This is a genomic window from Sphingobium sp. SA2 (assembly GCF_032227065.1).
Lineage (GTDB): Bacteria > Pseudomonadota > Alphaproteobacteria > Sphingomonadales > Sphingomonadaceae > Sphingobium.
On record NZ_JAPMXX010000006.1, the window covers coordinates 1871970 to 1884764 of the forward strand.

General features: G+C 63.5%; 12 protein-coding genes. 8 read left to right on the forward strand and 4 right to left on the reverse strand.

Annotation, left to right across the window (positions count from 1 at the left end; all coding sequences use genetic code 11):
- The first annotated feature begins 33 nt into the window (after positions 1 to 33).
- From leuB to OVY48_RS16890, 5 genes are read left to right on the forward strand one after another with little or no spacing between them, the layout of a single operon-like run.
- Positions 34 to 1080, forward strand: coding sequence for a 3-isopropylmalate dehydrogenase (leuB, locus tag OVY48_RS16870; protein WP_310227724.1), 1047 nt, complete (start codon positions 34 to 36; stop codon positions 1078 to 1080).
- A gap of 10 nt (positions 1081 to 1090) precedes the next feature.
- Positions 1091 to 2299 carry a trans-sulfuration enzyme family protein gene (locus OVY48_RS16875; protein ID WP_313923686.1) on the forward strand — a complete coding sequence of 403 codons (1209 nt, stop codon included), beginning with the start codon at positions 1091 to 1093 and terminating at the stop codon, positions 2297 to 2299.
- A 33-nt stretch (positions 2300 to 2332) separates the two neighbouring features.
- Entirely contained in the window at positions 2333 to 2731 is a 399-nt protein-coding gene (gene apaG / locus OVY48_RS16880) for a Co2+/Mg2+ efflux protein ApaG (RefSeq protein ID WP_313923687.1), read from the forward strand.
- Positions 2728 to 3519: a LysR family transcriptional regulator gene (locus OVY48_RS16885; protein ID WP_313923688.1), complete on the forward strand. Its 792-nt coding sequence runs from the start codon at positions 2728 to 2730 to the stop codon at positions 3517 to 3519. The genes apaG and OVY48_RS16885 overlap by 4 nt, the downstream gene beginning before the upstream one ends.
- A 21-nt stretch (positions 3520 to 3540) precedes the next feature.
- A complete protein-coding gene (locus tag OVY48_RS16890; RefSeq protein ID WP_313923689.1) occupies positions 3541 to 3951 on the forward strand; it encodes a hypothetical protein in 411 nt (136 codons plus the stop codon).
- Here the strand turns inward: OVY48_RS16890 and OVY48_RS16895 are convergent.
- Entirely contained in the window at positions 3932 to 5188 is a 1257-nt protein-coding gene (locus OVY48_RS16895; RefSeq protein WP_313923690.1) for a serine hydrolase, read from the reverse strand. The two genes, OVY48_RS16890 and OVY48_RS16895, sit on opposite strands and share 20 nt — an antisense overlap.
- A 71-nt stretch (positions 5189 to 5259) precedes the next feature.
- Positions 5260 to 7239, reverse strand: coding sequence for a DNA topoisomerase IV subunit B (gene parE / locus OVY48_RS16900; RefSeq protein WP_313923691.1), 1980 nt, complete (start codon positions 7237 to 7239; stop codon positions 5260 to 5262).
- Between the two features lie 157 nt (positions 7240 to 7396).
- On the opposite strand from parE, the gene OVY48_RS16905 reads away from it, so the two are divergent.
- A complete protein-coding gene (locus OVY48_RS16905) occupies positions 7397 to 8239 on the forward strand; it encodes an outer membrane protein (RefSeq protein ID WP_069066332.1) in 843 nt (280 codons plus the stop codon).
- Between the two features lie 88 nt (positions 8240 to 8327).
- On the opposite strand, the gene OVY48_RS16910 is transcribed toward OVY48_RS16905, so the two are convergent.
- Complete coding sequence (locus OVY48_RS16910; RefSeq protein WP_313923692.1) at positions 8328 to 9029, reverse strand: GcrA family cell cycle regulator; 702 nt, start codon at positions 9027 to 9029, stop codon at positions 8328 to 8330.
- 116 nt (positions 9030 to 9145) lie between these two features.
- On the opposite strand from OVY48_RS16910, the gene OVY48_RS16915 reads away from it, so the two are divergent.
- A complete protein-coding gene (locus tag OVY48_RS16915; protein WP_313923693.1) occupies positions 9146 to 10006 on the forward strand; it encodes an ABC transporter permease in 861 nt (286 codons plus the stop codon).
- 143 nt (positions 10007 to 10149) lie between these two features.
- Here the strand turns inward: OVY48_RS16915 and OVY48_RS16920 are convergent, their stop codons facing one another.
- A complete protein-coding gene (locus tag OVY48_RS16920; RefSeq protein WP_313923694.1) occupies positions 10150 to 11466 on the reverse strand; it encodes a UDP-glucose/GDP-mannose dehydrogenase family protein in 1317 nt (438 codons plus the stop codon).
- Positions 11467 to 11634: 168 nt separating this feature from the next.
- Here OVY48_RS16920 and wecB point away from each other — a divergent pair, with 168 nt between their 5' ends.
- Positions 11635 to 12747, forward strand: coding sequence for a non-hydrolyzing UDP-N-acetylglucosamine 2-epimerase (gene wecB / locus OVY48_RS16925; protein WP_313924822.1), 1113 nt, complete (start codon positions 11635 to 11637; stop codon positions 12745 to 12747).
- Positions 12748 to 12795 lie beyond the last annotated feature (48 nt).

Consider the following 12795-nt stretch of genomic DNA (forward strand, 5'->3'; position numbering starts at 1 on the left):
GGGGCAAGCGACCTATTTGGTAAGGAGCTTCCCATGTTGATCGCCCTGTTTCCCGGAGATGGCATCGGTCCCGAAATCGTCGATCAGGCGAAGCGGGTGCTGGACGCGCTGGCGATCGACGGCCTGACTTATGAGCATGGGTTGGTCGGCGGTGCTGCCTATAAGGCAGTCGGTCACCCCCTGCCGCCTGAAACACTGGAGATCGCCAAACGGGCGGACGCTATCCTCTTTGGTGCCGTCGGCGATCCGGATTGCGACGCGCTGGAACGCCATTTGCGCCCGGAACAGGCGATTTTGGGCCTGCGCAAGGAACTCGGCCTGTTTTCGAACCTCCGCCCGGCCAAGGTCTTTCCCGAACTGGCCGGTGAGTCCGCGCTCAAGCCCGAAGTCGCCGGCGCGATCGACCTGCTGATCGTGCGCGAGACCAATGGCGACGTCTATTTCGGCGAAAAGGGCTTCCGCACCACCGCCGATGGTCAGCGCGAAGGCTATGACGTCATGTCCTATAATGAGGGCGAGGTGCGCCGCATCGCCCATGCCGGTTTCCAGGCCGCCCGCGCCCGGCGCGGCAAGCTCTGTTCGGTGGACAAGGCCAATGTGCTGGAAACCAGCCAATTGTGGCGTGACGTGGTGATCGAAGTCTCGGCCGACTATCCCGACGTCGCCCTCAGCCATATGTATGTCGATAACGCCGCAATGCAGCTGGTCCGCAACCCCGGCCAGTTCGACGTGATCGTCACCGGTAACCTGTTCGGCGACATTTTGTCGGATCAGGCCAGCATGTGCGTCGGATCGATCGGGATGCTGGCGTCTGCAACGCTCAACGGCAGCGGGCAGGGGCTGTATGAACCGATTCACGGCTCCGCCCCCGACATTGCGGGCACCGGCAAGGCCAATCCGCTCGCGACGGTGCTGTCGGCGGCGATGTTGCTGCGCTATTCGTTGGGGATGGCGGATCAGGCCGACCGGATCGAACGGGCCGTCGCCAAGGCGCTTGCGAACGGCGCGCGCAGCCCCGATCTGGGCGGCACGATGAATACGGTGCAAATGGGTGACGCGGTGCTGGCGGCGCTGGACTGAGGAACAGACGATGAAGCGGAAAAGCGGGCAAGACCCAGAAATCACCAAGCATTGGAAGCCCGCGACGATCGCGGTGCGGGGCGGCACGGCGCGCACCGAATATGGCGAAACGTCCGAAGCGCTCTTCCTGAGCAGCGGCTATTGCTATGACCGGGCGGAGGATGCCGCGGCGCGCTTTGCCGGTGAGCAGCAGGGCATGACCTATAGCCGCCTGCAAAACCCCACGGTCGAGATGCTGGAACAGCGTATCGCGCTGCTGGAAGGGGCCGAAGCCTGCCGCGCCACCGCGACCGGCATGGCGGCGATGACGGCCGCCTTGCTGTGCCAATTGTCGGCGGGCGACCATGTCGTCGCAGGCAAGGCATTGTTCGGCTCCTGCCGCTGGCTGACCGACACATTGCTGCCCAAATTCGGGATCGAAACGACCACGGTCGACGCCACCGACAATGCGGCATGGGAAGCGGCGATCCGGCCCAATAGCAAGGTCTTCTTCTTCGAAACCCCCGCCAATCCGACGATGGACGTCGCCGACATGGCGGCGATCTGCGCCATCGCCAAGGCGCATGGTATCACCAGCGTCGTCGATAATGCCTTCGCCACACCGGCGCTGCAGCGGCCGATGGAATTTGGTGCCGACGTGGTGGCCTATAGCGCGACCAAGATGATGGACGGGCAGGGTCGGGTGCTGGCAGGCGCGATCTGCGGTACGCGGGAATGGATCACCAATATATTGCTGCCCTTCCACCGCAACACCGGGCCGACGCTCAGTGCTTTCAATGCCTGGGTCGTGCTCAAGGGGCTGGAGACGCTGGACCTACGGATCAGGCGGCAGAGCGAAAATGCGCTCAAGGTCGCACAATTTCTGGAAAGCCGCGTTGCCAAGGTGCTGTATCCGGGGCTGGAGAGCCATCCGCAACATGTGCTGGCGATGCGCCAGATGGAGATGGCCGGGCCGATCTTCTCGCTCTATGTCGGCGGCGGCCGGGCCGAAGCGCATGGGCTGCTCAACGGGCTGCAACTGGTGGATATCAGCAACAATATCGGCGATTCGCGGTCGCTGATGACGCACCCCGCTTCGACCACCCATTATGGCATGGCGGAGGCCGCGCGGCTCGAAGTCGGGATCACCGAAGACATGCTGCGGCTCAATGTCGGGCTGGAGGATGCGGACGATGTGATCGCCGATCTGGATCAGGCGTTGCGGACGATCGGGCGTTGACGGGCAAGGGGGTAAGGGCGCATTCGTAAGGCCGTGAACGCACTTTTCCCCTTCCACGCCAAGACGCAGGACGTCATCGTCCATGTCGCCGTTTCCTTCCTGCCCGAACAATCGGAGCCGGACCGGGGCCGCTGGTTCTGGGCCTATCATATCCGCATCGAAAATCAGGGCAGTCAGCCGGTCCAGTTGCTGACCCGGCATTGGGTCATCACCGACGGGCGCGGTGCCCAGCATCGGGTCGATGGCGACGGCGTGGTCGGCGAACAGCCGGTGGTCCAGCCGGGCAAAAGCTATGATTATGTCTCCGGCTGCCCGCTCAATACCCCGACCGGGTCGATGAAGGGCAGCTATCGCATGATCGGCGTCAGCGGCGAGACGTTCGAGGTCGCCATCCCTCATTTCGCGCTGATTGCGCCAGCGGTGGCCGAATGAAGCGGACGCATTTGCCGCTTAACGGCCTGCGCGTGCTGGATGCGGCGGCGCGGCATTTGTCGTTCACGCGTGCCGCGGACGAACTGGCGGTGACGCCTGCAGCAGTCGGTCAGCAAATTCGCGCACTGGAAGATCTGCTGGGCGTGGTGTTGTTCCGCCGCACGCCCAAGGGGCTGGAATTGACGCCGGAAACCGAAGCGGGACTCGATGCCCTGCGCGCCGGTTTCCTGGAGTTTGAAGATGCCGTGCGGGCGATGCAGGCAGGCCAGGCCAGCAGCGCGCTGACCATCGCCGCGCCGCGCGACATCACCGCCAAATGGCTCCAGCCGCGCCTGGCCGCCTATGCCGCGCATCAGCCCGACCTCACCTTCCAGCTGATCGCGGCGGACGAGGCGCTGGACTTTACCGAAGCCAATCTCGATCTCGCGCTACGCCTGACCGATGCGGCGGGCGAGCATGAAGGGGTGAAACTAGGCGAGGCGGCCTTCGTCACGGTGGAAGCGGCCCAAGGTGGCCCGGAACAGCGGATCGACTGGCCCGGCTGCCCGGCGGGGGACAAGCCCGCGATCATCCGTGTCGCCGATGGCGGGCTGGCGATCGAAGCGGCCGCCAACGGCTTTGGCCGGGCGCGCGTGCCCTTGCTGCTTGTGCAGGCCGATCTGGCCGCTGGCCGGGTGCGGCAGGTCGGGGAGGCGACGCCGAGCCTGCTCAGCTACTGGCTGATCGCGCCTTTGCCGCAATGGCGGCAGAAGAAGGTCAAGGCGCTGGTTGAGGCGCTGACCGACTAAGTTGCTTCAATCGAGAACCTGATGTTTGATGTAGATTATGACGCCCGGACCAACTGCCTGACGATGAAGGTCGAAGGCTTCTGGAAGCCTGAAAACGTAATGGCTTTCGCCAAAGAGGTCGGGTCGAAGGCGCATCAGGCGAAGGCGATCCGGGACGATTTCAACGTCCTCGTCCTATCCTTCGACTTCCCGGTGCAGGCGAACGACGTCGCCGATCTGCTGGCGGGCATCATGCGCGGGGGCATGACCCTTACCAGCGGACGAACGGCGGTGGTTGTGGGCAGCCAATTGAACAAAGCGCAGGCGGAGCGAACCCTGGTCCACCCCAGAGTGCGGGTGTTCCTGACCATGGAAGCGGCACGAGGCTGGCTAGCGGAAGCGGCCGATACCATTCCCGCCAACCAGACAAACCTCATTCCGCCAGCACGTTAAGCGCCCTCGTCATCAGCGCCACCAGCTTTGGCTCGTCCAGCCGGGCAGACGCATCGTTCCAGCTGCTGCTGACGGCATACCAGGTGCCGTCCTGCCTTTGCGCAAGAAAGCTCATCGCCATGACGCCGGGTTCGCTGCCGCCCTTATAGCCCAGATAGCGCCAGCGTTTCGCGTCGGCGGGCGGGATGCCTGGATTGACGGCCAGAACCGGCAGCGCCTCGCCGCCATGCAGACGCAGCCAGTCGAGCAGGCCGATCATGTCCTTTGGCGATGCGAACCATTCGATGCTGTCGATCGCCGTGGGGACTTCGGCCACGCTGCCCACATCCACCTTGTCGGCGGTCAGGCGTGACGCCGCATCGCGTAGCAGCGCCCCGCGTGCGTCGGGCGCTGCCATGGCATAGCGCCCTCGCAGATCGGCATTGGCGGGCATTTTGAGCGCAAAGGCTTCGGCGGTGGTGAGGAGGGGCAGCGCCCGATCCGGGTTCGCGTGCCCCGTCGTTGCAAGCATCGCGTCCACCTTGTCGCGGCCCAGCGCCAGCAACAGCGTATCGGTCGCGCTATTGTCGCTTTCGGCGATCATCGCCGTGGCGAGGCTGTGCAGCGTCATCGGCGCGCGGTCTGGCCAGTGCAGCAGGCGACCAGAAAAACTCTTCGGGCCGAGCGGGATGACGTCGCTCCATCGCCGTTCGCCCGCGTCTACGGCGCGCGTAAGTTCAGCCAGGATGGTCAGCTTGAAGCTCGAACCGATGGCCATCGCGGCATCGGCGCGATGCGCCGCTCGCAGCTGGGGCGGACCCTCGCCCAACGTCGCTACCGCGAAACTGGTCGCGCCGGGGAGGGCGGCGATCTCCGCCATGACCTTGGCCATGCTGTCATTGGCCGTTCGCGCCCCGACGATGCGCAGCCCCACCACGCGGCTCGGCGGCTGTGGCGCGACGACCAGGGTGAACCCGACTGTAGCGCGTTCGTAACGGATTTCGACCTGCCCGGCAGTGGCGCTGTCCTGCCGCACGGCCCCCAGTGCGAGCGGCTTGCCATGCTGCGCGCGCAGATCGGCAGCAACGGCGTGCCAGCGGTCCACAGGAACAGCATCGAGGAAGAGGGAGGAGAAATAATCGGCCTCGTCACCGGGCGATGTGAGAAGACGAAGCAGTTGTTCGGCGCGGGCTTGATAAGTGGGATTGGGGGCCGCCTGCGCAGGGAGGGCGATGCTCAACAAAAATAGAAAAACCAAGCTCAAAACCTGTCGTGCTCCTGCGAAAGCAGGAGCCCAGGGCGCTTCGTCAGGCACTTATCAACGCCGGTTCAAGCATCGATCGCTTCTTCATCCACCGCGGCCGCATTCTCCTGAATGAACGCGAAGCGATGCGCCGGGTTCGTCCCCATCAGGCGGTCGACCAGGTCACGCACCCCCGCACGCTCCTCGACATCGGCGGGCAGGGTGATGCGGATCAGCATCCGCGTCTTGGGGTCCATCGTGGTCTCGCGCAGCTGCATCGGGTTCATTTCGCCCAACCCCTTGAAGCGGCTGACATCGACCTTCTTGCCCTTGAACTCCTTGGTCTGCATCAGCGCGGCGCGATGGGCATCATCCTTGGCATAGGCGCTCTTGCCGCCCGCGACGAGGCGATAGAGCGGCGGCTGGGCGAGATAGAGATGGCCGCGCCGCACCAGTTCGGGCATTTCCTGAAAGAAGAAGGTCATCAACAGTGTCGCGATATGCGCGCCATCGACATCGGCGTCGGTCATGATGACGATACGCTCATAGCGCAGATGATCGGGGTTGCAGTCCTTGCGCGTGCCGCAGCCCAAGGCCAGGATCATGTCAGCGATTTCCTGATTGGCCAGGATTTTCGCATTATTGGCCGATGCGACGTTCAATATCTTGCCGCGCAGGGGCAGGATCGCCTGCGTCTTGCGGTCGCGTGCCTGCTTGGCCGAGCCACCGGCCGAATCGCCTTCGACCAGAAAAATCTCGGCGCCTTCCGGGTCGTCGTTGGAACAGTCCGTCAGCTTGCCGGGCAGGCGCAGCTTGCGGCTGTTGGTCGCGGTCTTGCGCTTGACCTCCTTCTCCTGCTTGCGCTTCAAACGCTCGTCCATGCGATCGAGCACATAGGCGAGCAGCGCCTTGCCCCGGTCCATATGGTCGGTCAGATAATGGTCGAAATGATCGCGCACGGCATTTTCCACCAGGCGCGCGGCTTCGGGTGATGTCAGCCGATCCTTGGTCTGGCTCTGAAATTGCGGCTCGCGGATGAAGACCGACAGCATGATTTCCGACGACGTCATGATGTCGTCGGCGGTGATGTCCTTCGCCTTCTTCTGGCCCACCAGGTCGGCAAAGGCGCGGATGCCCTTGACCAGCGCAGCGCGCATCCCGGCCTCATGCGTGCCGCCATCGGGCGTCGGGATGGTGTTGCAATACCAGCTATAGCTGCCGTCCGACCAGAGCGGCCAGGCCACGGCCCATTCGACACGCCCCGCGCCGTCGGGAAAATCCTGATTGCCCGCGAAAAAGACGCTTGTCGCGCATTCGCGGTCGCCGACCTGTTCCTTCAGATGATCGGCAAGTCCGCCGGGAAACTGAAAGACAGCTTCCGTCGGGGTGTCGTCGCTGACCAACTCCGGCGCGCATTTCCAGCGGATTTCGACGCCCGCGAACAAATAGGCCTTTGACCGCGCCAGTCGATGCAGGCGCGCAGGCTTGAACTTCTGTTCGCCGAAAATTTCTGTGTCAGGCGTGAAGCTGACTGACGTGCCGCGCCGATTAGGCGCTCCGCCGACCTTTTCCAGCGCAGTGACCGGCAGCCCCTGAGAGAAGCTTTGGCGGAACAGTTCTTTGTTCCGCGCGACCTCGACCACGGTGCTGCTCGACAGCGCGTTGACCACGCTGATGCCCACGCCATGCAGGCCACCAGACGTGGCATAGGCCTTGTCGGTGAACTTGCCGCCCGAATGGAGCGTGGTCATGATCACTTCCAGCGCCGACTTGCCGGGAAATTTCGGGTGCGGATCGACCGGAATGCCGCGCCCATTATCGATGATGGTCAACCGGTTGCCCGGTTCCAGCGTGATTTCGATCCGGGTGGCATGCCCCGCCACCGCCTCGTCCATGCTGTTGTCCAGCACCTCGGACGCGAGATGGTGCAACGCGCGCTCATCGGTGCCACCGATATACATGCCGGGACGGCGACGCACCGGCTCCAGCCCTTCCAGCACCTCGATGGCGGAAGCATCATAATCAGGCGTGGTCGATGGTGCGGCAGCGAACAGATCGTCGGACATGACAATAGCTATAGGCGGGCAGGCGTGGCGCGCAAGCACTGTGTCTTATGCGGCACAGCAACGAAAAGTTACGATTAAGCGTGAAACAAAGCCCGCATTCAAACCGTTAGCGCCGTGCAAGAGGGTTTTTGACGCCCCCAGGCGAGGAGAATTTTACATGAAGTTGAGCCATTTTGCACCGCTCGGTGCCACGCTGGCATTTGTGCTGGCAACCCCTGTGATGGCGCAGGACAGCACCGGTGCCGTCGATTGGACCGGTCCCTATATCGGCGGTTCGTTCGGCTATAACTGGCAGAAGAATGACGGCGAAGAACATATCCGTTTCGATGCCGATGCTGACGGCGAATATGACGACGTCATCCGCACTGGCGCTGGTGCCAATGCCTTTTCGCCCGGCACATGTGGCGGTTCCGCCCGTGGCGCAACGCCGGGTGCGGGTTGTAACGATGACAAGGACGCCATCGGCTGGATGGGTCATGTCGGTTACGACCGTCAGTTCGGCAGCATCGTCGCCGGTGTCGTCGCCGAAGCCGGTAAGGCCTATATCAGCGACAGCGTGACCGAATATTCCACGACCCCGGCCTTCTATGAAATGACGCGCCGGATCGACTGGAATGGTAACCTGCGCGCGCGCCTGGGCTACACCACGCCCGGCGGCATCATGCCCTATATCACTGGCGGTCTGGCTTATGCCAAGGTGAAGAACAGCTTCGCCACCAGCAATGGTGCCAACAGCTTCACTGAAGTCGATCGCAAGGAAGACGCCTGGGGCTACACCATGGGCGGCGGTATCGAAGCCAAGGTTTCGGACAATTTCTCGATCGGTGCCCGCTATCTGTGGACTCGCTACAATGTCGATGACTATCGCGTCGATGTCGGTGCAGGCAGCGCGCCTGCGACCAATCCGTTCCGCATCACCCCTTCGGGCGGCGCGAGCATGAACCGTGGCGACAAGTTCGACACGCAGAGCGTGATGGTCACGACCAGCTTCCGCTTCTGATAGACAAAAAGGGCGGGGGTTTTCGCCTCCGCCCTTTTCTATCGGACAATGAAAAGGCCGCCTTTCGGGGCGGCCTTTTTTCTATGGCTTAGCGGACGCGGGGGCCGCCGAACGGTAGCGGCGGGGGAGGACGACGCGTGCCACGCGGCAACTGTGCCTGATAGGCGCGACCGCAATGTTCCACGCAATAAGGGAAACCCGGATTGACCGCGACCCCGCAGAAGTGGAAGTCGGGTTCGCCCGGATGCCCCATCGGCCATTTGCAGATCCGCTCGGTCAGGTCGAGCAGCGACGTCTTGTCGGCAATCTCTGCGCTGGGCTTGGCCGGAACCAGGCGACGCGGCGGTGCTGGCGGGATCGGCGCCTGCTGATCGCCCGGACCCTGACGCAGGAAGCCGCCCGGACCGACGGAAACGATGCGTGGCTGCGGCGGGGGAGGCGGCGCGTCGGACACCACCGGATCGGCCGCAGGTGCAGCGGCCACTGGCGGCGGCGTCGGTGCGGCGGCGCGCGCCGGTGCTGGCGTTGCAGGGGCTACCGGCGCAGGCGCTGCGCGCTGCGCGGGCGCTTCGGGTTCGGCGGCTGCCACGGGCTTACGCGCTGCTGCAGCCTTTTTAGGCGCGTCATTGGCCTTCACGGGCGACGGGCGCGATTGCAGGCCCAGGCGATGGGCCTTGCCAATCACCGCATTGCGGCTGACGCCGCCCAATTCTTCGGCGATCTGGCTGGCGGTCAGGCCGCGCTCCCACATCCCCTTGAGCTGGTCGATACGCTCGTCGGTCCAGGACAATGAAAAACTCCTCACAAATTCCAATATGCTTCCCTATATGGGAACGAGCGCGTGAGGTTCAAATCCTTGAACGGCGCGCTTGCAGCACAACGCACCAGCCGATAGTCGATCCCACCATGAACGACCAGTCCAAAATTGTCCCCGCAACCCCGGTTGCCGCCCCCTTCGCCGAACCTGGCGTACCCGTGATCCGCAACATCAACTGGGCGGGAACGTGGGCGCTGTATCGTAAAGAGGTGCATCGCTTCTTGAAGGTGCAACTCCAGACGGTATGGGCACCGGCGATCACGACGCTGATGTTCCTGGTGATTTTCATCGTCGCGCTGGGCGGGAGCGGCCGGACAGTCGGCTTGCGCGGCGAAGCGGTGCCCTTTGCCGACTTCATTGCGCCGGGCCTGATCGTCATGGGCATGATCAACGCCTGTTTCGCCAATGCCAGTTTCGCGCTGATGGTAGGCAAGGTGCAGGGGACGCTGGTCGATTATCTGATGCCGCCGATTTCCGTCGGCGAATTGCTGTTCGCGCTGGCGGGGTCGTCCGTGACGCGCGCGGTGTTCGTGGGTTGCGCCTTGTGGGGAGCGATGGCGCTCTGGCCGGGCGTGCATGTGACCCCGGCGCATCTATGGGCGGTGGTCTGGTTCGGGCTGCTCGGCACCAGCTTCGTCGCCTTTCTCGGCGTGCTGACGTCGATCTGGGCGGAGAAGTTCGATCATGGCGCGGCGATCACCAATTTCGTGATCGGGCCGCTCGCCTTGCTGTCGGGCACCTTCTATTCGATCGACCGCTTGCCGCCCTTTTTCCAGGCGATCAGCCACGCCAATCCCTTCTTCTACATCATATCGGGCTTCCGCTATGGCTTCGTCGCGGCGGCCGACACCAATATCGTCGTCGGCAGCATCGTGCTGCTGACGCTGAACCTGATCTTCGGCGGGCTATGCTATGCGCTGTTGCGCCGTGGCTGGAAGATCAAGGCCTGACTGGTCAGATGAAGGCCGCAAAGATTGGGATAACGCGCATCGCAACCCCGATCAGCAACGCTGCCAATATCCAATGATGCCAGCGGGGAAGGGCACGGTCATCGCCGCGCCCTTCATGCCATGGCCAGATCATAGCGGTCTGATCACTGGGGCGCGCCGCCACCGACGCGCGCGAGCGTAAAGCCAGCCTCGGTGACTTCGGCGAGCGGATAGATGTTGCGCAAGTCGACGAGCGCATTGCCGTTCATCGCGCTGGCAAGGCGCTTCATGTCGAGTGCGCGGAAAATGTCCCATTCGGTGACCAGCACCAGCACATCGGCCCCTTCGGCGGCTTCATAGGCGTCCTTGGCCATGGTGACGCTGGGCATCATCGGTGCGGCGACGTCCATGCCTTCGGGATCATAGGCGACGATCTTCGCGCCCGCATCCTCCAGCGCCTGGACGATGGCGAGGCTTGGCGCATCGCGCATGTCGTCGGTATTGGGCTTGAAGGTCAGGCCCAGCAGCGCGACTTTCTTGCCGCGCGCATCGCCCCCCAGCGCCTTGACGATCTTGCGGCCCATGGCGCGCTTGCGCAGGTCGTTGACCTGCACCACCGTCTCGACGATGCGGATCGGCGTGTCATGATCCTGGCCGGTCTTGACCAGCGCCAGCGTGTCTTTGGGGAAGCAGGAGCCGCCATAGCCCGGCCCTGCATGCAGGAATTTGGAACCGATACGGTTGTCGAGGCCGATCCCGCGCGACACGTCCTGAACGTCCGCGCCGACTGCTTCGCACAGGTCCGCCATCTCGTTGATGAAGGTGATCTTGGTCGCCAGGAAAGCGTTGGCGGCATATTTGATCAGCTCGGCGGTACGCCGCCCGGTGAACATCAGCGGTGCCTGATTGAGATTGAGCGGGCGATAGACCTGGCTCATCACCGCGATCGCGCGTTCCGAGCCGGTGGTGCCGACGACGACGCGGTCGGGCCGCTTGAAATCGCCGATCGCCGCGCCTTCGCGCAGGAATTCGGGGTTGGACACGACCTGGATATCAAGGTCAGGCTTCAATTCCCGCGCGATTCGTTCGACCTCGTCGCCGGTGCCGACGGGCACGGTGGACTTGGTGACGATGACTGCCGGGCCATCGAGCGCAGCGACGATTTCCCGCGCTGCAGCATAGACATAGGAGAGGTCGGCATGGCCATCCCCGCGACGCGAAGGCGTGCCGACAGCAATGAAGATTGCGTCCGCGCCCTTGACCCCTGCGGCGAGATCGGTGGTGAAGGTCAGGCGGCCCGATGCGGCATTGTCGCCGACCAGCTTGTCGAGGCCCGGCTCGAAAATCGGCATCCGCCCCGCTTCGATCGCCGCGATCTTGCCCGCATCCTTGTCGACGCAGACCACATCATGGCCGAAATCCGCAAAACAGGCCCCTGACACAAGGCCCACATACCCCGTGCCGATCATCGTGATTTTCATGAGATAGTCAGGCTCCGTATAGAATTAGACAGGTGCAATGGCGGTTTAACATAGTCTTTCTATATTACAATTCGCCGCATTGCAGCAACGACACAAGCATAGCGTTTAGCCCCTATACACTTTTATCTGCCAAGGCAGGCCGGTCGGCAATCGGGCAAGGGATGAATGATGAAAGTCGCCATGGTATTCGGGACTCGCCCGGAAGCGATCAAGATGTTCCCGGTCGTCCACGCCCTGCGCGCGCGATCCGGGGTCGAGACGCGGGTCATCGTGACCGCGCAGCACCGCGGGTTGCTGGACCAGGTGCTGGCGATTGCAGGGATCGTGCCCGATATCGATCTCGACGTGATGGTGCCGAACCAGACGCTCGACGGGTTGACCGCCAAGCTGATCGTCGAACTCGGCAAGGCCTTCGACGCCGAAAAGCCCGACCGAGTCGTCGTGCATGGCGATACGCTGACGACCATGGTGGCCAGCCTCGCGGCCTATTATCGCAAGATTCCGGTGGCCCATGTCGAGGCAGGCCTGCGCAGCGGCGACATTCATCACCCCTGGCCCGAAGAGGTGAATCGCCGCGTGGTCGCCTGCATCGCCGACATGAATTTCGCGCCGACGCAGGCGGCGGCCGATGCGCTACTGGCCGAAAGCCGCTCGGCGGCCAGCATTCATGTAACCGGCAATACCGTGATCGACGCTTTGCTGGCGACGCGCGAGCGCGTGCTGGCGGACCCGTCGCTGGCACAAGGGCTGGATGCCTTGGCCGCGCGTTTCGCGTACAAGCGGATCATCGCCGTCACCAGCCACAGGCGCGAGAATTTCGGCGGCGGCATGGAAGCGATCGCCCGGTCGATCGCGGACATTGCAGCGCGGCCCGATGTCGCGGTCATCTTCCCGGTCCATCCCAACCCCCATGTCCGGCCGGTCATGGATGCGGTGTTGGGCGACCTGCCCAATGTCGCGATGATCGAGCCGCTCGACTATCCGCATTTCGTGCGATTGCTCGATATGTGCCATCTCGTGCTGACCGACAGCGGCGGCGTGCAGGAGGAAGCCCCGTCATTGGGCAAGCCGGTGCTGGTGATGCGGGAGACGACCGAGCGACCTGAAGGGGTGGATGCGGGCACGGCAAAGCTCGTAGGCGCAGATCGCGACCGGATCGTCTGCGAGGTGCTGGCGCTGCTGGACGACCGCCAAGCCTATGACGCGATGGCACGCGCGCATAATCCTTTTGGCGACGGCAAGGCGGCGGAGCGGATTGCGCGCGTCATCGCAGGGGAATAGGCCACACCGTTACCGAAATATTCAGCCTTTCCGGGCAGAAGGTCGGCC